13 protein-coding genes are annotated in these 20,304 nt (G+C 64.3%); 12 read left to right on the forward strand and 1 reads right to left on the reverse strand.

The annotated features are described in order from the left end of the window. Nucleotides 1–8 precede the first annotated feature (8 nt). On the reverse strand, nt 9–3,821 hold the full coding sequence (locus C7443_RS10955; RefSeq protein WP_146213287.1) for a tetratricopeptide repeat protein: 3,813 nt from the start codon (nt 3,819–3,821) through the stop codon (nt 9–11). A gap of 254 nt (nt 3,822–4,075) precedes the next feature. Here C7443_RS10955 and clpB point away from each other — a divergent pair, with 254 nt between their 5' ends. The 12 genes from clpB to C7443_RS11015 all read left to right on the forward strand — a co-directional run. Further along, nucleotides 4,076–6,646, forward strand: a complete 2,571-nt coding sequence (clpB, locus tag C7443_RS10960) for an ATP-dependent chaperone ClpB (RefSeq protein ID WP_110018638.1) — start codon at nt 4,076–4,078, stop codon at nt 6,644–6,646. A 117-nt stretch (nt 6,647–6,763) separates the two neighbouring features. Continuing rightward, nucleotides 6,764–7,912, forward strand: coding sequence for a cystathionine beta-lyase (gene metC / locus C7443_RS10965; RefSeq protein WP_110018639.1), 1,149 nt, complete (start codon nt 6,764–6,766; stop codon nt 7,910–7,912). An 87-nt stretch (nt 7,913–7,999) separates the two neighbouring features. Beyond that, nucleotides 8,000–8,950 (forward strand): UTP--glucose-1-phosphate uridylyltransferase GalU, encoded by a 951-nt coding sequence (gene galU, locus C7443_RS10970; protein WP_110018640.1) that lies wholly within the window; start codon nt 8,000–8,002, stop codon nt 8,948–8,950. Between the two features lie 194 nt (nt 8,951–9,144). Further along, complete coding sequence (locus tag C7443_RS10975; protein WP_110018641.1) at nt 9,145–10,884, forward strand: PHA/PHB synthase family protein; 1,740 nt, start codon at nt 9,145–9,147, stop codon at nt 10,882–10,884. Nucleotides 10,885–11,091: 207 nt separating this feature from the next. Continuing rightward, nucleotides 11,092–11,865, forward strand: a complete 774-nt coding sequence (gene fabI, locus C7443_RS10980) for an enoyl-ACP reductase FabI (protein ID WP_110018642.1) — start codon at nt 11,092–11,094, stop codon at nt 11,863–11,865. 84 nt (nt 11,866–11,949) lie between these two features. Continuing rightward, nucleotides 11,950–13,359: a bifunctional enoyl-CoA hydratase/phosphate acetyltransferase gene (locus C7443_RS10985; protein ID WP_110018643.1), complete on the forward strand. Its 1,410-nt coding sequence runs from the start codon at nt 11,950–11,952 to the stop codon at nt 13,357–13,359. Further along, nucleotides 13,356–14,543: an acetate/propionate family kinase gene (locus C7443_RS10990; protein ID WP_110018644.1), complete on the forward strand. Its 1,188-nt coding sequence runs from the start codon at nt 13,356–13,358 to the stop codon at nt 14,541–14,543. Before C7443_RS10985 ends, C7443_RS10990 begins: the two co-directional genes overlap by 4 nt. A 154-nt stretch (nt 14,544–14,697) precedes the next feature. Continuing rightward, the gene (gene glmS, locus C7443_RS10995; RefSeq protein WP_110018645.1) at nt 14,698–16,530 is read left to right on the forward strand and encodes a glutamine--fructose-6-phosphate transaminase (isomerizing); all 1,833 of its coding nucleotides are present in this window, start codon (nt 14,698–14,700) and stop codon (nt 16,528–16,530) included. Between the two features lie 59 nt (nt 16,531–16,589). Then, a complete protein-coding gene (gene tviB, locus C7443_RS11000; protein ID WP_110018646.1) occupies nt 16,590–17,864 on the forward strand; it encodes a Vi polysaccharide biosynthesis UDP-N-acetylglucosamine C-6 dehydrogenase TviB in 1,275 nt (424 codons plus the stop codon). Between the two features lie 81 nt (nt 17,865–17,945). Then, the gene (gene wecB / locus C7443_RS11005; protein WP_110018647.1) at nt 17,946–19,073 is read left to right on the forward strand and encodes a non-hydrolyzing UDP-N-acetylglucosamine 2-epimerase; all 1,128 of its coding nucleotides are present in this window, start codon (nt 17,946–17,948) and stop codon (nt 19,071–19,073) included. Nucleotides 19,074–19,097: 24 nt separating this feature from the next. Further along, entirely contained in the window at nt 19,098–20,105 is a 1,008-nt protein-coding gene (locus C7443_RS11010; RefSeq protein WP_110018648.1) for an NAD-dependent epimerase, read from the forward strand. A gap of 95 nt (nt 20,106–20,200) precedes the next feature. Continuing rightward, a partial coding sequence (locus C7443_RS11015) for a sugar phosphate nucleotidyltransferase (protein WP_246004623.1) occupies nt 20,201–20,304 on the forward strand: 104 nt, incomplete at its 3' end.

A 20,304-nucleotide genomic window follows, 5' to 3' on the forward strand; every position in this document is an offset into this window, starting at 1 on the left:
CGCGCATGTCAGCGGTTTTCCGTCAGGACCCGATCCAGCCAGGCCAGTGATTCGCTGATGCGTTCACGATCCTGCAGCCAACGCGGATCGGTGCGCTGGGTGAGCAGCCGTGCATTGATGTCACGGGCTTGCGTCCAGTAGGTGCGGGCATCGCTGAAACGGCTGCGGTGAGCCGACAGCAGGCCGAAGTCGGCATAGCCGACGAACAGGGCATGCTGCAGGCCGGGGGTGTCCGGATGTTCCTGCGCGAGGCGGCGCGCACGGACAAGTCCTTCGTTCAGATGTTGTTCTGCATCGTCGAAATGCAGCTGGGCGGTGGCGGCTTCCGCGTAGCGGAACAGCGCGTTGATCAGTCGCACCTGCATATCAAGTGCTGCGGGCTGGCGGGCGACCAGCGTGCGATACAGCTCACGATCGGCGGCGCGTGCTTGGCGCGCTGCGTCCTTGTCACCGCGTTGTGCCGCGATGTTCGCCTGCAGATCCAGCGTGCTGGAGACATAGCTCGCCCACAGCGGCGTGTCGGGCAGTGCCTGCATCAGCTGTCGCCAGAGCGTGAGGCTGGCTTCGCTGGCGCGCCAGGCTGCATCGAGATCCCCGGTACTCTGCGCGATGTCGCTGGTGGCGAGCAGGCTGAGCCCAAGCGCATAACGCACGCCGTGATCATCCGGGTGCGCCTTGAGCCAGCGCTCGCCGAGGCTGGTGGCTCCGGTGTAATACGCCAGTGCGGCTTCGGGGCTGTGGAGCTGACGCTGGATGTCGCCGAGCCGCAGTTGTGCCTGCAGCCGTGCGCCGCGCCAGTTGCGTGCGGGATTCGTATCGTGTTCGGACAGGTACTCGATCAGCTGCAGATGGCTTTGTCCGGCGCGTTCGGCCGCCACGAAATCCCCTTGCGTCGCCATGGCGTCGCGCAAACGCTCGAAGGCGTAAGCCAATGCGGGCACCAGGGCGGCGTCCGGGTCGTGCAGCAATGGCAAGTCGGGGTCGCGCAGCATCGACCAGGCACGCTCCAGCGCCGTGCCGGCCGCCGCCGGGTCTGCCTCGGCCAGCGCCGTATCGCTGAGGCGCAGGTAGGCGCTGACCAGAAATTCGCGCCGGGCGGGGTGCTGCGTTGGCAGTGTGAGGCTGCCGGCGATCGTGGCGGCACAGGCCTGACGGGCCGCGGCAAAATCCCCCTGATCGGCTTCGAGGCTGCAGAGTTCGCTGTCATCGCTCAGCAGGGCCTGCTGCAGGCTGGCGTCCTGCGGGGTGTCGCGCACCTGCGCAGCGCGCAATGCGCGACTTTCGCGAAATGCGTCGCGGGCGGCGGCCGGTGTGCGCTCAGTCAGCGTCGCGCCCAGCGTTTCGAGGCAGAGCGCGAGGTTGGCGCGCGCGTTGGGCGCGGCCGGCTCTTGCTGGTAGCGCGAACGCATCAGTGAGCAGCTCTGCTCGTAGGCCTGCTGTGCGGCGGTGAGGTCGCCGCTGCGGCTGGCCAGCCGGCCCTGATCGAAGAGATTGATACTGAGATCGAGCGGCCAGCCTGGATCATTGGGCAGGCGGGCGATGAGTTCACGCAGCCGTGCCTGCCGCTCGCTGTAGAGCGCGCGTGCAGCGTCGAGCTGGTCGCGCTGCACGTGCAGTCTGGCGAGTGCCAGCAACAGATTGATCTGGTCGCGCTGCCAGGCGGTGGCATCCGGCTGACGCTCGGTCAGGAGCCGCAGGCGCTGGCGTGCATCCTCATAGACACTCGTCGCCAGCGACAGATCGCCGCGTGCGGCGGCGAGCAGTCCCAGCTGCGTCTGGGAAATCGAAATCGAATGCTGCAGCGCGTCGTCCTGCGGGAAGCGTGCGGCCAGCGTGCGCAGCAGGGCGGCGTCTACCGCACGACGTTCGGCGTCATCGGCTGCGGGCACGTCGCTGTTGACGGCATGCAGCGCGAAGTTGCCGACTGCAGCTGACAGATTCTGCGCCCACCAGATCGGGTCGCTGGGCTGGATGACCAGGCCGCTGAGCAGGGCGCGGGCTTCATCGTCGTAGTCCTGTGCGGTGCCGAGCGCACTGCGCGCGCGCGCCAGATCGGCGAGGTGCCCTAAGCTGAACGCCAGTTCATAACGCCACTGCCGCTGGTTCGGGTCGAGCGCAACCAGGCGGCGTTCGAGCGGCAGGGCTGCCGTGAAGTCCTGCGTGGCCGCGGCGGCGTCGCCGGTGGCGCTGGCGAGCATGCCGAGCTCGGTATGGCTCAGTGCAAGCCGGCGCAGCTCCTCGGCGTCATCGGGATATTGCGTCGCCCGCGCCCCAAACAGCGTATGCGCCGCCTGCAGGGCGAGGCGGGCTGCTTCGAAATGACCCGCCTTGCGTTCCAGCCGGCCCAGCCGGTATTGGCAGTCGGCGAGTTTGAGCTGGCCGTCGGCGGCGTCGGGCAGTTGCTGCACCAGTGCCTGGGCGATCGACAGGCATTCCCTGAAGGACTGTCGGGCGCCGGTGATATCGCCGTCATCACTGGCCAGGTCGCCGCGGATGCTCAGCGTGGTGGCGATGCTCAGCCGCCAGCTGGCGTGAACGGTGGGTCGCCGCAGCAGCGGCCGCATGAGTCCCAGGCTCTGATCAAGGGCCTCGATGGCTGTGCCGCGCTGGCCGCGGCGGCGGGCGAGGTCGGCATTGAGGTTCAGTGCCAGTGCGAGATCGTTACGGGTCTCCGGGTCTTCGGGGTAAAGCGCGTACTGCTGACGCCGCAGGGTGAGGGTTGCGTCACAGGCGCGCTGGGCGGCGGCGAAATCCTGCCGTTGCAATGCGATCCTGGCGATGTGTTCGAAGCCGAGCGTCAGATTGTGGATGCAGTCGCGCCGCTGTGGATGGCGCTCGGCGCAGCGCTGCATCAGCGGCAGGCTTTCGCGATAGCGCTGTTCGGCGCTGGCGAACTGCCAGCGTGCGTAATCGACGTCGCCAAGCTTGTTGAGGCTGGTCCACAGCGCCGAGCTCCAGTCCGCATCGTCGGGGCGTTCGCTCTGGAAGCGGCGGGCGATGGCCAGGGCTTCGGTGAAGTGGCGGGCCGCCGCCTCGTAATGCCGGCTCTGCAGCGCCAGATCACCCAGGCGGACGAGGCCGAGCCACAGCGGGTATTGCCGCCAGGCCGATGGCGGTGTCGCAGTGGCGAGGCGGCGCGCCAGGGCGACGGCGTCTTCGCTGTCGGCACGCGCCGCTGCCCAGGCGCCGCGCTGGCTCGACAACTGGGCGCGTGCCAGCCACGTACTGATCTGGGTCTGCTGCACCATGACATCGTCACTGCTGCTGGAAGCGGTGTCGCGGGCCAGGATCAGCGCCAGATCGAAGGTGCGGGCCGCGGTGCTCCAGTCGCCTTGTGCGGCGCTCACCTGACCGAGCGCGGACACGGCGTGCAGCTGCAGCTGGCTGCCGCTCAGTGCCAGCTCAAGCAGGTGCTGATAGGCCTGCCGGGCGAGCGGCAGCTCACCGTTCTGCTGCGCCAGCCTGGCCACCCAGAAACAGGCTTCGACGTCGTCCGGAGTGTGGTACAGCGCGTTGCGGTACAGCGCGAGAGCCGCACCCGGGGTCTGCTGGCGCAGCAGTGCGCCGCGGCGTTTGGCCAGATCGGCCGCCTGCTCCGGGGTGCGCGGTGGTTTGAATGCCTGGGCGAGGCCGTGTTCGGCGTCAGCGGGCACGCCGAGTACCGTACGCGCTGCCGGTATCGCGGCGAGTTCTGGCGCCAGCGTGTACGTGTCGAGCCGTACCGGCAGCGTCGTGCTGCGCATGTTCGCGTGTGCGCCCTGCGGCCAGCCGCAGACGACTGCGGCCAATAAAGCGGTGTGCCTGAGGATTTTCCTGTACATCCGTGTGCCTCTTTCCTTTGCTGCGTCCGTGCAGGCGTCGGCTGGATTCTGCCGGGGACCCGTCGCCGGGTCGAGGTATTGCAGGTCAAACGCCTGACTTGCCGGCGGGTTGGCTCCGCAGCCCGTCGGCAACGCTTTCATACCATGCCGGCGACCGTCATGCGGTATTGGCCGGGCGGTGCTTGATTCTGCGCTGCGGCACCCCATCTCCCAGCCAAGACCGAAATACATACCCGTTGCGGGGGGCAGCACCGATGCGCATGGACAAACTCACCACCAAATTCCAGGAAGCGATTGCCGAGGCGCAGAGTCTTGCGCTCGGTCGCGACCACCAATTCATCGAGCCTCTGCACCTGATGGCGGTGCTGCTCGATCAGCAGGGCGGCACCGTCAAGCCGCTGTTGGCGCAGGCCGGCGTCAACGTCAATGTATTGCGCTCGCAGATCGGCGAGGCGCTCGACCGGCTCGCCAGTGTCGAGGGCACCGGCGGCAACGTCGAGCCTTCGCGCGAGTTCGTCACGCTGCTCAATCTCACCGACAAACTGGCGCAGCGGCGCAAGGACCAGTACATCGCCTCCGAGCTGTTCGCCTTGGCGGCCGTCGAGGACAAGGGCGAGCTCGGTGAGCTGATGCGCCGCCACGGTGCCACGCGCAAGGCACTGGAGCAGGCGATCGACACCCTGCGCGGCGGCAGCAACGTCGACGACCCGAACGCCGAGGAGGCGCGTAAGGCGCTGGAGAAATACACCATTGATCTGACCGCGCGGGCCGAGGACGGCAAGCTCGATCCGGTGATCGGCCGTGACGATGAGATCCGCCGCGTTACTCAGGTGCTGGCCCGGCGCACCAAGAACAACCCGGTGCTGATCGGCGAGCCCGGCGTCGGCAAGACCGCGATCGTCGAGGGGCTGGCACTGCGCATCGTCAACGGCGAGGTGCCGGAGAGCCTCAAGGACAAGCGCGTGCTGTCGCTGGACATGGCGGCGCTGATCGCCGGTGCCAAGTTCCGCGGTGAGTTCGAGGAGCGGCTGAAGGCTGTGCTCAACGACCTCGCCAAACAGGAAGGGCAGATCATCCTGTTCATCGACGAGCTGCACACCATGGTCGGCGCCGGCAAGGCCGAGGGCGCGATGGATGCCGGCAACATGCTCAAGCCGGCGCTGGCGCGCGGCGAGCTGCACTGCATCGGCGCGACCACGCTCGACGAGTACCGCCAGTACATCGAAAAAGACGCCGCGCTGGAGCGCCGCTTCCAGAAAGTGCTGGTCGACGAGCCCTCGGTCGAGGACACCATCGCCATCCTGCGCGGCCTCAAGGAACGCTACGAGGTGCACCACAAGGTCTCGATCACCGATCCGGCGATCGTCGCCGCGGCCACGCTCAGCCACCGCTACATTACCGACCGTCAGCTGCCGGACAAGGCCATCGACCTGATCGACGAAGCGGCCTCGCGCATCCGCCTGGAAATGGACTCCAAGCCCGAGGCGATGGACAAGCTCGACCGCCGGCTGATCCAGCTCAAGATTGAGCGCGAGGCGATGAAGAAGGAATCCGACGAGGCCTCGAAAAAGCGTATCGCCGCACTCAATGAGGAAATCGACCGGCTGACCCGCGAGTACGCCGATCTGGAAGAAGTCTGGAAGGCCGAGAAAGCCACGCTCGGCGGCGCCGCCGATGCCAAGGCGCAGCTGGAGAAAGCGCGGCTTGATCTCGATGCCGCCCGCCGCAGCGGCAATCTGCAGAAGATGGCCGAGATCCAGTACGGCCAGATTCCGGAGCTGGAGAAGCGCGTGCAGGCGGCGGAGAGCGGCAGCGTGCATGCCGACTTCACGCTGCTGCGTAACCGTGTCACCGATGAGGAAATCGCCGAGGTCGTCAGCAAGTGGACCGGTATTCCGGTCGCCAAGATGCTCGAAGGCGAGCGCGACAAGCTGCTGCGCATGGAGGAAGCGCTGGGCAAGCGGGTGATCGGCCAGGCCGAAGCCGTGCGTGCCGTCAGCGATGCGATCCGCCGCTCGCGCGCCGGACTGTCCGACCCGAACCGGCCCAACGGCAGCTTCCTGTTCCTCGGCCCGACCGGCGTCGGCAAGACCGAGCTGTGCAAGGCGCTGGCAAGCTTCCTGTTCGACACGGAAGAAGCGCTGGTGCGCATCGACATGAGCGAGTTCATGGAGAAGCACTCGGTTGCCCGCCTGATCGGTGCGCCTCCGGGTTACGTCGGTTATGAGGAGGGCGGTTACCTGACCGAGGCAGTGCGCCGCAAGCCCTACAGCGTGGTGCTGCTCGACGAGGTCGAGAAAGCGCATCCGGATGTGTTCAACGTGTTGCTGCAGGTGCTCGATGACGGCCGTCTGACCGATGGTCAGGGGCGCACGGTGGATTTCCGCAACACCGTCATCGTGATGACCTCGAACCTCGGTTCGGAGACGATCCAGGAGATGGCAGGCGAGGACAACTACCCGGCGATGAAGGCGGCGGTGATGGCGATCCTTGCCGGGCACTTCCGGCCGGAGTTCCTCAACCGCGTCGACGAGGCGGTGGTGTTCCATCCGCTCGGCAAGGAGCACATCCGCCGCATCGCGGCACTGCAGGTCGATTTGCTGCGCCGCCGCCTGGCCAGCCGCGACATCGGCCTCGACGTCAGCGATGCTGCGCTCGACCAGCTCGGTGAAGCGGGCTTCGACCCGGTTTACGGCGCGCGGCCGCTCAAGCGCGCGGTGCAGCAGCAGCTGGAGAATCCGCTGGCCAAGCGCATTCTCGCCGGCGAGTTCGCCGCGGGCGACACCATCGTCGTCGAGCCCGACCTGAGCCTGCGCAAGCGCTGATCGGCGTTCTGGCACAGCACAAGCCCTCGGCCCGTTGTGGTCCGGGGGCTGGTTTTTTGGCCGTGCGGAAAGGCTGCGCTAGGCTGCTGCGACGCTGGTCTTCACGAGTTTGCTTTCATGCACGACGACACCCGCCTTGCACACATCGGCCGCCACGGCACCGAGCCCCTCGGTCTGGTCAATCCGCCGGTCTGCCATGCCTCGACGATCCTGTTCCCGAGCTTCGACGCCTTCGAAGGCAAGGCGCCGGTGCCGATTACCTACGGGCGTCACGGTACTTCGACCCACTTCGCGCTGCAGGAGGCGCTGAGTGAACTCGAAGGCGGGGCCGGCGCGGTGCTGGTGCCCTCGGGGCTGGCGGCGTGCACGCTGGCGATCCAGGCACTGGTGGCCGCCGGCGATCACATTCTGGTGACCGACAGCGTCTACGGGCCGACACGCGCCTTCTGCGACCAGGCACTGCGCCGCTGTGGCGTCGAGACCACCTATTTCGCGCCGGAGCTCGGCGCCGGCATCGCCGAACTGATGCGGCCGAATACCCGGCTGGTGTTCGTGGAATCGCCCGGTTCGCTGACCTTCGAGATCCAGGACCTGCCGGCGATTGCCGCGGCGGCGCACGCGCGCGGCGTCAGGGTGGTGATCGACAACACCTGGGGCGCTGGTTATTTCCACAAGCCGCTGGCACTCGGTGCTGATATTTCAGTGCAGGCGCTGACCAAATATGTCGGTGGCCATTCCGACCTGATGCTCGGCGCGCTGATCTGTACGGCCGAGACCTTGCCGGCAGTACAGGCGCAGGCTCGGCTGCAGGGCAACGCGACGGCACCCGACGATGTGTTTCTGGCGCTGCGCGGACTGCGCACCCTGGGCACACGGCTGAAGGCGCACGATGCCAGCGGGCGGCGCGTCGCCGAGTGGCTGGGCGGGCAGCCGATGGTGCGCCGGGTGATCCATCCGGCGTGCACTGATCACCCGCAGCATGCACTCTGGCGGCGTGATTTCAGCGGCGCCTGCGGTCTGTTTGCCTTCGAACTCGAATCCTGCCGGCGTGAGCAGCTGGCTGCGCTGTTCGATGGTCTGCGGCTGTTTGGCATGGGCTACTCTTGGGGCGGTTACGAGAGTCTGCTGATCGTTGCGCACCCGCCGCGCAGTGTGTGCAAGCCCGGCAATGAGTGGCCGCTGTTGCGTATTCATGTCGGGCTGGAGGATCCAGCCGACCTGATCGCCGATCTGCATGAGGGACTGCAGCGCTGGCAGTCCGCCTGAACGGGACAGCTTGCCGCCGGGGGGGCACCAGCCCAGAATGGCGCCCGCTTTTCAAATTCTTTCTGATCCAATCGAGGGACATCGAACGTGAAGCGCAAGATTCGCAAGGCCGTATTCCCGGTGGCCGGTCTTGGCACCCGCTTTCTGCCGGCCACGAAGGCCAGTCCGAAGGAAATGTTGCCGATCGTTGACAAGCCGCTGATCCAGTACGCCGTCGAAGAGGCGGTGGCGGCTGGCATCGACACGCTGGTGTTCGTCATCGGTCGTACCAAAAACGCCATCGCCGATCATTTCGACAAGGCCTATGAGCTTGAGACCGAGCTCGAAAGCCGCGGCAAGAAAGATCTTTTGAAAGTCGTGCAGAGCATCGTGCCGACCAACGTCAGCTGTGTGTATGTGCGCCAGGCTGATGCGCTCGGTCTCGGCCATGCCGTGCTGTGTGCCAAGCCGATCGTCGGTCAGGAGCCCTGCGCGGTGCTGCTCGCCGACGACATGATCGACGCGCCGCACGGCGGTGCGCTGGCGCAGATGGCGGCGCATTTCGACAAATATCAGTGCTCGATCCTTGGCGTCGAGCGCGTGCCGCACGAAGAAACCCAGAAGTACGGCATCGTCACCCCGCTGCCGTTCGCCAAGGGGCTGTCGAATGTCGACGGCATCGTCGAGAAGCCGGCTCCGGCCGATGCTCCGTCGAACCTCGCCGTCGTCGGCCGTTACATTCTGACGCCGCGTATCTTCGAGCTGCTGGAAAAAACGCCGCGTGGTGCCGGCAACGAGATTCAGCTGACCGATGCGATCGCGGCGCTGCTGCTTGAGGAGCAGGTGCTGGCCTATGAGTTTGAAGGTCGGCGCTACGACTGCGGCAGCAAGATCGGCTACCTGACGGCGACCGTCGAGTACGGTCTCAAGCACCCGGAGCTGGGTGAGCAGTTCCGCCACTATCTGCAGGGCGTCGCCTGCACACTGGGCGGCTCGGCCGCAGCGCCCGCAGTGGCACCGAGCAGCAAGAAGGCTGCGGCCGAAGCCGCCAAGAGCTGAGTCGCTGCCATCGTTCTGTAACGTCAGTCTGTAAAAGTCATTGGAAAGCCCCGTTTACGCGGGGCTTTTTCTTGAACCCGGTGATGGCAGCGCTGTCAGGAAACCTGACGCGCGTCATCGTTGCGCAACGTGCGGCGATGCAACATGAGGCGCAACGCAACAACAGATACTGAACGGAGCAGGCGAGGCTCGTCATGAGCGAACTGGGACGCAAGGATTTCAAGAATCCGGTGGACCGCATGGCCCATGTGGCCATCACTCGATTCACAGGCGGGCTGTCGCCGGTGTCCCTGTCACTGGCATGGATGGACTGGGCGATGCACCTGGCGATGGCGCCCGGTCTGCAGGCTGGCCTGTTGGAAAAGACCTCGCACAAGCTGGCACAGCTCGCTGTCTATGTCCGCCAGTCGATTGCCGATCCGGCGAGCGAGCCGGCGGTGGAGCCGCTGCCGGGTGACAACCGCTTCCGTGCGGCTGAGTGGAACAGTCCGCCGTTCAATGTCTACGCGCAGTCCTTCCTGCTGGCCCAGCAATGGTGGTGGTGGGCGATCCACGGCGTACGCGGTCCTTCGCAGCACCACAAAGACGTGGTCTGGTTCTGCGCCCGGCAGCTGCTCGACATGCTGTCGCCGTCGAATTTCCTGCTGACCAATCCAGCCCTGCTCAAGAGCACGCTGGAGCAGGGCGGCACCAATCTGATTCGCGGCTGGCAGAACTGGCTGGAGGATCAGGAGCGGCAGACGGCCGGCAAGCCGCCCGCGGGTGTCGAGAATTTCCGTGTTGGTGAGCAGGTCGCGGCGACGCCGGGGCAGGTGATCTACCGCAATCGCCTGATCGAACTGATCCAGTATTCACCGACCACGACTGATGTGCTGGCCGAGCCGGTGCTGTTCGTGCCGGCGTGGATCATGAAGTACTACATCCTCGACCTGTCGCCGGACAATTCGATGGTTCGCTACCTGGTCGAGCGCGGCCACACCGTGTTCATGATCTCCTGGCGCAATCCGGACAGCGAGGATCATGCCCTCGGCATGGAGGATTACCTGCGCCTCGGCGTGCTCGATGCGCTGGAGGCCGTGGGCAAGATCTGTCCGCAGCATCGGGTGCATCTGGTCGGTTATTGCCTGGGCGGCACGCTGGCGACGATTACCGCGGCGCAGCTCGGACGCGACAACGATGATCGGCTGGCATCGATGACGTTGTTCGCGGCGCAGACCGATTTCACCGAAGCGGGCGAGCTGCTGCTGTTCATCGACGACAGCCAGCTGACTTTCCTTGAGGACATGATGTGGGATCGTGGCTATCTGGACGCCAGCCAGATGTCCGGTGCCTTCCAGATGCTGCGTTCGAATGATCTGCTGTGGTCGCGCCTGGTGCACGAGTACATGCTCGGCGAGCGCTCGCCGATGTTCGATCTGATGGCCTGGAACGCGGACTCCACGCGCATGCCCTACAAGATGCACAAGGAGTATCTGCGCAAGCTGTTCCTCAATAACGAGCTGGCCAATGGGCACTATCTGGTTGATGGCCGGCCGGTCGCGATCAGTGACATCCGGGCGCCGGTGTTCATTGTCGGCGCGACCAAGGACCACATCGCGCCGTGGCGTTCGGTTTACAAATTCCGTTTGCAGGCCGATGTGCCGGTGACCTTCCTGTTGACCGCCGGCGGTCACAATGCCGGCATCGTCAACCCTCCGGGCAAGCCGCGGGCCTCCTACCAGATGGAGACCCACCTCGAAGGCACGCCTTATCTCGATCCGGACGCGTGGGCTGAACGCACGCCGCGACAGGAGGGTTCGTGGTGGCCCGCCTGGCAGCAGTGGCTGGTGCAGCACAGCAGTGCGCAGGCGTGGTCACCGCCGGCAATGGGCAATGCAGCAGCCGGCCTTGTGCCGCTGTGTGCCGCGCCCGGACGCTACGTATTGCGTCTGTAAAGCCGCATCTCCCGAATTTCCGGTATCGCCGGATTTAAACCCGACAGGGTTCGTCTGCCGTCTGGTGTGAGGACGGGAGGTGGTTATACTCGCCCTGTCATGTTGCAGTGCACTATCGCAAGGCGCCTGACCGGCGCGGCGTGATGTTCCGTCCGGCCGTTGTGTACGTACCCCCCAAGCACGGCCCTTTTTCAGGAGACTTATCACATGAGCAATTCCTTCAGCCTGCACGGCAAGCGTGGCCTTGTAGTCGGCATCGCCAACGAGCATTCCATTGCTTACGGCATCGCCAAGACCATCCGCGAGTACGGTGGTGAGGTCGCGGCGACCTACCTCAATGAGAAGGCCGAGAGGTTCGTGCGTCCGCTGGCCGAGGGGCTCGGTTGTCCGCTGATCATGCCCTGCGACGTCAGCAAGCCGGGCGAGCTTGAGTCCGTTTTCGACAAGCTCAAGGCTGCCTGGGGCACGATCGACTATGTCGTGCACAGCATCGCGTTCTCGCCGCTGGCTGATCTGCATGGTCGTCTGGTGGATTCCACGGCCGAAGGTTTTGGCGTTGCCATGGATATCTCCTGCCATTCCTTCATCCGCATGGCCAAGCTGGCCGAGCCGATGATGCCCAACGGCGGCACGATGCTGGCGATGTCCTACTACGGTGCCGAGAAGGTCATCGATCACTATGACCTGATGGGGCCGGTCAAGGCGGCGCTGGAGTCCTGCGTGCGTTACCTCGCCGCTGAGCTTGGCCCGAACAACATCCGTGTCAACTGCATCTCGCCCGGCCCGATCCTCACCCGCGCGGCTTCCGGCATCAAGGATTTCGACGAGTTGCTGACGGTTGCGAGCAGCCGTGCGCCGCTCGGCCGGCTGGCGACGCCGGAAGACGTCGGCCGTCTGGCGGCGTTCTACATCGGCGAGACGGGCAACAACATCACCGGCAATATCGGCTTCGTCGACGCCGGTTATCACGTGCGCGGCTGAGGTTGACCGCGTAGCGCCCGCCGCCGCCGGCGGTGGGCGCCTTCTCGCCCGCTCCCTGCCCTGCATCCACCCGGTACGTCAGTCATGAACGACGAAACTCAGAACATGATCGAAAACCATACCTTCGATGAAATCAGCATCGGCCAGACCTCAAGTGTCAGTCGTACGCTGAACCATCAGGACATTGAACTGTTCGCGCTGTTGTCGGGTGACCTCAATCCGACGCATGTCGATGAGGAATTCGCCCGCGGCGCCAAGTTCTCGCGCGTCGTCGGCCATAGCATGTGGGGAGCGAGCCTGATTTCCGGCGTGCTCGGTACCGGACTGCCGGGACCGGGCACCGTTTACAAGTCGCAGACGTTGAATTTCCACGGGGTGGTGCACGTCGGTGACGTCGTCACCGTCACCGTCACTGTCGTCGCCAAGAACCCCGAAGCGCGCACCATCACGCTCGATTGCCAGTGCGTCGACCAGAATGATCGCGTCTGCGTCGATGGTCAGGCGGTGGTCTATGCGCCGCCGGTCAAGGTGATGCGCCAGCTGATCGAGCTGCCTGAAGTGCACTTCAGTGAGCACGGTGCGCGTCACAAGAAGCTGGTCGAGACTGCGGGCAAGCTCGAACCGGTGCCGACGGCGGTCGTGCATCCGGTCGATCAGGTATCGCTCGAAGGTGCCGTGCGCGCGGCTGAAGCCCATCTGATCGTGCCGCTGCTGGTCGGGCCGGCCGCGAAGATCCGGGCGACGGCGGAAGAGTTCGGCCTGGACATCGCCAACTACGAAATCGTCGATGTGCCGCATTCGCATGCCGCCGCCGAGAAGGGCGTGGCGCTGATCCGCGAAGGGCGCGCCGAGATCCTGATGAAGGGCAGCCTGCATACCGACGAATTCATGGGCGCGGTGGTCACCAAAGACACCGGCTTGCGCACTGCCCGGCGTATCAGCCACGCCTTCATCATGGACGTGCCGACCTATCCGAAGCCGCTGCTGATCACCGACGCGGCGATCAATATTTATCCGGATCTGATCACCAAGGCCGACATCTGCCAGAACGCCATCGAACTGGTGCAGGCGCTGGGTGTGGAGACGCCGAAGGTCGCCATCCTCTCGGCGGTGGAAACCGTCACGCCGAAGATTTCCTCGACGATGGAAGCGGCCGCCCTGTGCAAGATGGCCGACCGCGGGCAGATCAAGGGTGCGATCCTCGATGGTCCGCTGGCCTTCGATAACGCCATCAGCAAAATCGCCGCCAAGACCAAGGGCATCAGCTCGCCGGTTTCCGGTGAGGCCGACATTCTGCTGGTCCCCGATCTCGAAGCCGGCAACATGATCGCCAAGCAGCTGGAGTATCTGGCGCATGCGGCGGCGGCGGGTGTGGTGCTCGGTGCGCGTTGCCCGATCGTGCTGACCTCGCGTGCCGATGGCACGCTGGCACGTATGGCCTCGTGCGCAGTCGCTGTGCTGATGGCCCACGACAAGCGGGGGTCGGCACGATGAGCTCTGGAATCCTGGTGCTGAATGCCGGTTCATCGAGCATTAAATTTGCGATCTATGGTGAACAGGGCGACACACTCAACGAGGTCGCCCACGGTCTGATCGAGGACATCGGCGGTGCCAAGCCGCATTTCGTCGCCAAGGCTCGCGACGGGCAGAAGCTGGGTGAGCTGCATCCTGCTGCCGAGCCGCTCTACGATCATGCGCGTGCGCTGACCGACCTGCTCGCCTGGCTGGACGAGCACCCCGAGCTGCCGAAGCTGCGCGCGGTCGGACACCGCGTGGTGCATGGCGGTACGCTCTACAGCGCACCGGTGCTGCTCGATCACGCCATCGTCGATCACCTCGACAACCTGATTCCGCTGGCGCCGCTGCACCAGCCGCACAACGTCGCCGGCATCAAGGCGGTCTATGCGATCGATCCGAACATGCCGCAGGTGGCCTGCTTCGATACCGCGTTTCACCGCAGCCAGCCGGAAGTCGCGCGCTTGTTCGCCATTCCGCAGAAATACCGTGACGAAGGCGTGCAGCGTTACGGTTTTCATGGCATGTCCTACGAGTTCGTCGCCAGCCGCCTGCCGGATCTGATCGGCGAGCGCGGTCACGGCAAGATCGTCATTGCGCACCTTGGCAATGGTGCCTCGATGTGCGCGATCGATCAGGGCAAGAGCGTGGCGAGCACGATGGGCTTCACCGCTGTCGACGGCCTGCCGATGGGCACCCGCACCGGTAACATCGATCCGGGCGTGCTGCTGTACATGATCGGTCAGCACGGCATGGGGCTGAAGCAGCTCACCGACCTGCTCTACAAGCAGTCAGGGTTGCTCGGTCTGTCGGGGATTTCCAACGACATGCGCACACTGCTCTCCAGCAGCGAGCCGGCCGCGCAGATCACCGTCGAGTATTTCTGCTACCGCATCGTCCGCGAGCTCGGCTCGATGGCGGCGGCGCTCGGCGGGCTCGACGCGCTGGTGTTCACCGGCGGTATCGGTGAGCATGCGGCTCCGGTGCGCGCGCGCGTGTGCGAGCTGGCGGCGTGGTACGGCATCGCGCTTGATCCGGCTGCGAACGAAGCAGGCGCTACGGTGATCACGACGGCAGACAGCCGTATTCCGGCGCTCGTCGTGCCGACGGACGAGGAGGGCATCATCGCCCGCCACACTCGTCGTCTTGCCTCCACTGTTTGAGCGATCAGGCAAACTCTCCTGTGTCCCACTGACAGCCCGCCATGCGGGCTGTCAACATATGTGGCGCTCGGCGGGCTGCAGCTTGCCGCCACATGACAGGCATCGCTACGCTGCGTCGCCTGAAGCATTGGTGCGGAATCCAGGGAACACAACCATGTGTGGAATCGTAGGGGCCATCGCCGAACGTAATGTCGTGCCGATTCTGCTGGAAGGTCTGCGGCGTCTGGAGTACCGCGGCTATGACTCCGCCGGGGTGGCAACGCTCGATGATGCACGGCATCTGCAGCGCGTGCGTGCCGTCGGCAAGGTGCAGGCGCTGGCCGAGCAGCTGGCCGAGCAGCCGATCGCCGGACGACTTGGCATTGCCCACACGCGCTGGGCCACGCACGGTGCGCCGAGCGTGCGTAACGCCCATCCGCACGTCAGCGGCAACGAAGTCGCGCTGGTGCATAACGGCATCATCGAGAACTACAAGGAATTACGCGCCGAGCTGACCGAGCTCGGCTATGTGTTCGAATCGGAAACCGACACCGAGGTCGTTGCGCACCTGATCGCGCATCAGCTGGAGCGTGAGGGCGATTTGCTGGCGGCGGTGCAGAGCGCTGTCGCGCGCCTGATCGGTGCTTTCAGCCTGGGGGTGATCTGCCGGCGCGAGCCCGGGCGGCTGGTCGCGGCTCGCCAGGGCAGTCCGCTGGTGATCGGTATCGGTATCGGCGAGCACTTCATCGCCTCGGACGTGTTCGCGCTGCTGCCGGTGACGCAAAGTTTCGTGTTCCTCGAAGAAGGCGATATCGCTGACATCAGCCGCAGCGGTTTCACGATCTTTGATCACAGCGGGCGTGCCGTGCAGCGGCCGCAGGCCGTATCCGCGCAAAGTGCGGGTGTGGCCGACAAAGGTCCGTACCGTCACTACATGCTCAAGGAAATCTTCGAGCAACCGACCGTGATTGCCGACACGCTGGAAGGCCGCATCCATGACGGCCGTCTGCTCGAAAGCTGTTTCGGCGTGGGCGCCTCGGCGCTGCTCGACCAGGTGCGGCAGGTGCATATCGTTGCCTGCGGTACCAGCTATCACGCCGGTCTCGTTGCACGTTACTGGCTGGAAGAGCTCGGGGTGCCGGCCAGTGTCGAGGTCGCCAGCGAGTACCGTTATCGTGACCCGGTGATCGCCCCCGGAACGTTGTTCGTCAGCATTTCCCAGTCAGGTGAAACGGCCGATACGCTGGCCGCGCTGCGCGGGGCCAAGGCACGTGGCTGTCTCGGCAGCTTGGCGATCTGCAACGTGCCGGAAAGCTCGCTGGTACGCGAATCGGGCCTGGTTCTGATGACCCGTGCCGGTCGTGAGATTGGCGTGGCTTCGACCAAGGCTTTCACGACCCAGCTGGTGGCGCTGCGCCTGTTGTCGATCGCGCTGGGCCGCCGCCACGCGCTGACGCTGGAACGCGAGCAGCTGCTGGTCAGTGAGCTGACGGCATTACCCGCACAAGTCGAAGCGGCGCTGGCGCTCAACAAGGACATCGAGCGGCTCGCCGAGGCCTTTGCCGACAAGCACCATGCCTTGTTCCTGGGCCGCGGCACCCAGTACGCCGTAGCCATGGAAGGTGCCTTGAAGCTCAAGGAAATCAGCTATATCCATGCCGAGGCCTACGCTGCAGGTGAGCTCAAGCATGGGCCGCTGGCGCTGGTGGACCCGACCATGCCGGTGCTCTGCGTGCTGCCGGACAACGCCCTGCAGGAAAAGGTCGTATCGAACCTGCAGGAAGTGCGCGCGCGTGGTGGAGAGCTGTTCCTGTTCGCCGATGCGGGCCTTGATGTGCACTTCGAAGGCAGTGGCGTGCATCTGCTGCGTGTCGGTCCGGTCAGTGATTCGATCGCGCCGGTGGTGTTTACGGTGCCGCTGCAGTTGCTGGCCTACCATGTTGCGGTGCTCAAGGGCACCGATGTCGACCAGCCGCGCAATCTCGCCAAGTCGGTGACGGTGGAGTAACCGCTCAGCCGTAACCGACGCCGTTCTGTCGCCAATCGCATTTCTCCGGAGTCTTCACAATGGAACTGAACAACGTCCGCATCGGGCTGATCGGGCTGGGTTATGTCGGCTTGCCGCTGGCCGTCGAGTTTGGCAAGCACTATCTGACAACAGGTTTTGACGTCAAGGCAGACCGCGTCGCTGAATTACGCGAAGGGCGTGACAGCACCCTGGAGGTCGAGCCCGAGCTGCTCGCCGAGGCGAGCCAGCTCAGTTTCACGAGCACGCTCGAAGACATTCGTAGCTGCAATGTCTACATCGTCACCGTGCCGACGCCGATCGACAGCGCCAAACGTCCGGATCTGTCGCCGCTGGAAAAAGCGAGCGCCAGCATCGGCCAGGTGCTCAAGCGCGGGGACGTGGTGATCTATGAATCGACGGTCTACCCCGGTGCGACCGAAGAGGTCTGTGTGCCGATTCTCGAAAAAGTGTCCGGCCTGAAGTTTAACCTCGACTTTTTCGCCGGCTACAGCCCGGAGCGTATCAATCCGGGTGATAAAGAGCATCGTGTGACCACCATCAAGAAAGTCACTTCGGGTTCGACGCCGGAGGTGGCTGAGTTCGTCGATCACCTGTACGGCAGCATCATTACCGCGGGGACGCACAAGGCGAGCAGCATCAAGGTGGCCGAGGCGGCGAAAGTCATCGAGAACACCCAGCGCGACGTCAATATTTCGCTGATCAACGAGCTGGCGCTGATTTTCAACCGGCTGGGCATCGATACCGAGGAAGTCCTGCTGGCGGCCGGCACCAAGTGGAACTTCCTGCCGTTTCGGCCGGGACTGGTCGGGGGGCACTGCATCGGCGTCGACCCGTACTATCTGACGCACAAGGCTCAGGAAATCGGCTATCACCCGGAAGTCATCCTGGCCGGACGGCGCATCAACGACGGCATGGGTGTTTACGTGGCCGAGCAGGTGATCAAGCTGATGACCCGCCAGCGCATGCATGTCGTCGGTTCGCGGGTGCTGGTGATGGGGCTGACGTTCAAGGAGAACTGCCCGGATCTGCGCAACACCCGGGTGGTGGACATCGTCCACGAGCTCAAGACCTACAACGCCCATGTCGACGTCTATGACCCCTGGGTATCGGCTGCCGAGGCTGAGCATGAATATGGCATCCATCCGGTCAGCGAGCTGATCGAAGGGCAGTATGACGCCATCATTCTTGCCGTCGCACATCAGCAGTTCCAGGCGATGGGCGTCGAACGCATCCGCGCACTCGGCAAGCCGAACGCAGTGCTGTTCGACATCAAATATGTGCTGCCACGCGAAGCGGTCGACGGGCGACTTTGATGCATCGTTTCACGAGGCTATCTACCTGCCGCCCGCCCTCATGCGGGCGGTGACGTTTTCAGCTTTGTTGCGGAAATTGCTATGCCAGCCGATATCCTGTGCATCGTTGGTGCTCGACCAAATTTCATGAAAATTGCGCCGATCATGGCGGCTTTTCGTGCCAATGCGCCGCATTTAACCGTCAAACTCGTTCATACCGGTCAGCACTACGATGTTGCGATGAACGATCGCTTCTTCGAACAGCTCGGCATTCCGAATCCGGATATCTCGCTCGAAGTCGGTTCAGCCTCGCATGCGGTGCAAACGGCCGAGATCATGAAGCGCTTCGAGCCGGTGCTCGAAGCCGAGCAGCCGCAGGCGGTGCTGGTCGTCGGCGATGTCAATTCCACGATTGCCTGTGCGCTGGTGGCCGCCAAGCGCGGGGTGCGTGTGGTTCATGTCGAAGCCGGTTTGCGCTCACGCGATCGCACCATGCCGGAGGAGATCAACCGCATCCTCACCGATCAGCTGTCGGACCGGCTGTACACGACGGAAGCCGAGGCGCTCGACAATCTGCACGCCGAGGGCATCGCTGCAGAGCGGGTGTGCTTCGCAGGCAACGTGATGATTGACACCCTGCGCGCCAGTGAGGCACGCGCGGTGCCGGCGCAGCAGACGCTGATGGCGGCGGCCGATCCGCAAGTGTTCACCATGGCGCCTGATGGCTACGCGGTGCTGACCTTGCATCGGCCGTCGAACGTCGATGATCCGCAGGTGCTTTCCCGTTTGCTGGCGGTGCTCGGCGAGATCAGTGAGCGTTTACCGCTGGTGTTCCCCGTGCATCCACGTACGCAGAACAAGATCCGCGAAGCCGGGCTGGGCGGTTTTCTCGACAGCCCGCGGCTGCTGGCGTTGCCGCCCGTCGGCTACTTCGAGATGATCGGTCTGATGCGTGAGGCGAAGCTGATATTGACCGACTCCGGCGGCTTGCAGGAAGAAACCACGGCGCTTGGCGTGCCCTGCCTGACGCTGCGCGAGAACACCGAACGGCCGATCACCATCACCCAGGGCACGAATACTCTGGTCGGTACCGATACCGCTGCCATCCGGCAGGCGGTGGCCGATGTGCTGGCTACGGGGGGCAAAGGCGGACGCCAGCCGCAGAACTGGGATGGGCACGCAGCCGAACGTATCGTCGCCGATCTCGCCGCGTGGCTTGCGGCGGTCTGATTTCTCCTCAAGGAATGCATCTTCATGAAGATTCTTGTGACTGGCGCCGCCGGATTCATCGGCTTTCATCTCAGTCAGCGTCTGCTGGCACGTGGCGACGAGGTCATCGGCCTCGACAATCTCAACGATTACTACGATGTCGGCCTGAAAGAGACGCGTCTTGCGCAGTTGTCGGCGCACCCGAATTTCCGTTTCGTGCGCCTGGATCTCGCCGACCGGGAAGGCATGGCGCAACTGTTCGCCGCTGAAGGTTTCCAGCGCGTCGTCAATCTCGCAGCGCAGGCCGGTGTGCGCTATTCGCTGAAGAATCCGCATGCGTATGTCGACAGTAATCTGGTCGGCTTCGTCAATATCCTTGAAGGCTGCCGCCATCACGGTGTCGAGCACCTGGTCTACGCCTCAAGCAGCTCGGTGTATGGGGCCAATACGGCAATGCCGTTCTCGGTGCATCACAACGTCGATCATCCGGTGAGCCTGTACGCTGCCAGCAAGAAGGCCAACGAGCTGATGGCGCATACCTACAGCCATCTCTATGGGTTGCCGACCACCGGGCTGCGTTTCTTCACGGTCTATGGGCCGTGGGGGCGGCCGGACATGGCGCTGTTCCTGTTCACCAAGGCGATCCTCGAAGGTCGGCCGATCGATGTCTTCAACCATGGCAAGATGCAGCGTGATTTCACCTACATCGATGACATCGTCGAGGGTGTCGTGCGGGTCACTGACCGCATCGCTACCCCAAATCCGCAATGGTCCGGCGATGCACCGGATGCCGGTACCAGCTACGCACCGTACCGGTTGTACAACATCGGCAATAACAATCCGGTCGAGCTGATGCGCATGATCGAGATCGTCGAGGATTGCCTCGGGCGCAAGGCCGAGAAAAACCTACTGCCGATCCAGCCGGGAGATGTTCCGGCGACCTACGCGGATGTGGATGATCTGATGCGCGACGTCGGTTTCAAGCCGCAGACTTCACTCGAAACCGGCATCGCGCGTTTCATCGACTGGTATCGCAGCTACTACGCGCAGTGATACAGGCTCCGGCGCGTGCGTCGGGCAGCTGCTTGCAGGCATGGTGACATCCGCGCAGCTATCATGCGCGGCTGTCATCCTCGGGAGCGGAACGCATGAAGCGCAAAGGCATCATCTTGGCTGGAGGTTCGGGGACACGGCTGCATCCGCTGACGCTTTCAGTCAGCAAGCAGCTGATGCCGATCTACGACAAGCCCAT

Origin of the sequence: Plasticicumulans acidivorans (assembly GCF_003182095.1) — a bacterium.
GTDB lineage: Bacteria > Pseudomonadota > Gammaproteobacteria > Competibacterales > Competibacteraceae > Plasticicumulans > Plasticicumulans acidivorans.

Bases quoted from the DNA above. Each gene is read 5' to 3' on its own strand.
- metC (WP_110018639.1), top strand. From the start codon at position 6,764: ATGCACGACGACACCCGCCTTGCACACATCGGCCGCCACGGCACCGAG.
- wecB (WP_110018647.1), top strand. From the start codon at position 17,946: ATGCCAGCCGATATCCTGTGCATCGTTGGTGCTCGACCAAATTTCATG.
- clpB (WP_110018638.1), top strand. From the start codon at position 4,076: ATGCGCATGGACAAACTCACCACCAAATTCCAGGAAGCGATTGCCGAG.
- fabI (WP_110018642.1), top strand. From the start codon at position 11,092: ATGAGCAATTCCTTCAGCCTGCACGGCAAGCGTGGCCTTGTAGTCGGC.
- C7443_RS10990 (WP_110018644.1), top strand. From the start codon at position 13,356: ATGAGCTCTGGAATCCTGGTGCTGAATGCCGGTTCATCGAGCATTAAA.
- glmS (WP_110018645.1), top strand. From the start codon at position 14,698: ATGTGTGGAATCGTAGGGGCCATCGCCGAACGTAATGTCGTGCCGATT.
- C7443_RS10975 (WP_110018641.1), top strand. From the start codon at position 9,145: ATGAGCGAACTGGGACGCAAGGATTTCAAGAATCCGGTGGACCGCATG.
- tviB (WP_110018646.1), top strand. From the start codon at position 16,590: ATGGAACTGAACAACGTCCGCATCGGGCTGATCGGGCTGGGTTATGTC.
- C7443_RS10985 (WP_110018643.1), top strand. From the start codon at position 11,950: ATGAACGACGAAACTCAGAACATGATCGAAAACCATACCTTCGATGAA.
- C7443_RS10955 (WP_146213287.1), bottom strand. From the start codon at position 3,821: ATGTACAGGAAAATCCTCAGGCACACCGCTTTATTGGCCGCAGTCGTC.
- C7443_RS11010 (WP_110018648.1), top strand. From the start codon at position 19,098: ATGAAGATTCTTGTGACTGGCGCCGCCGGATTCATCGGCTTTCATCTC.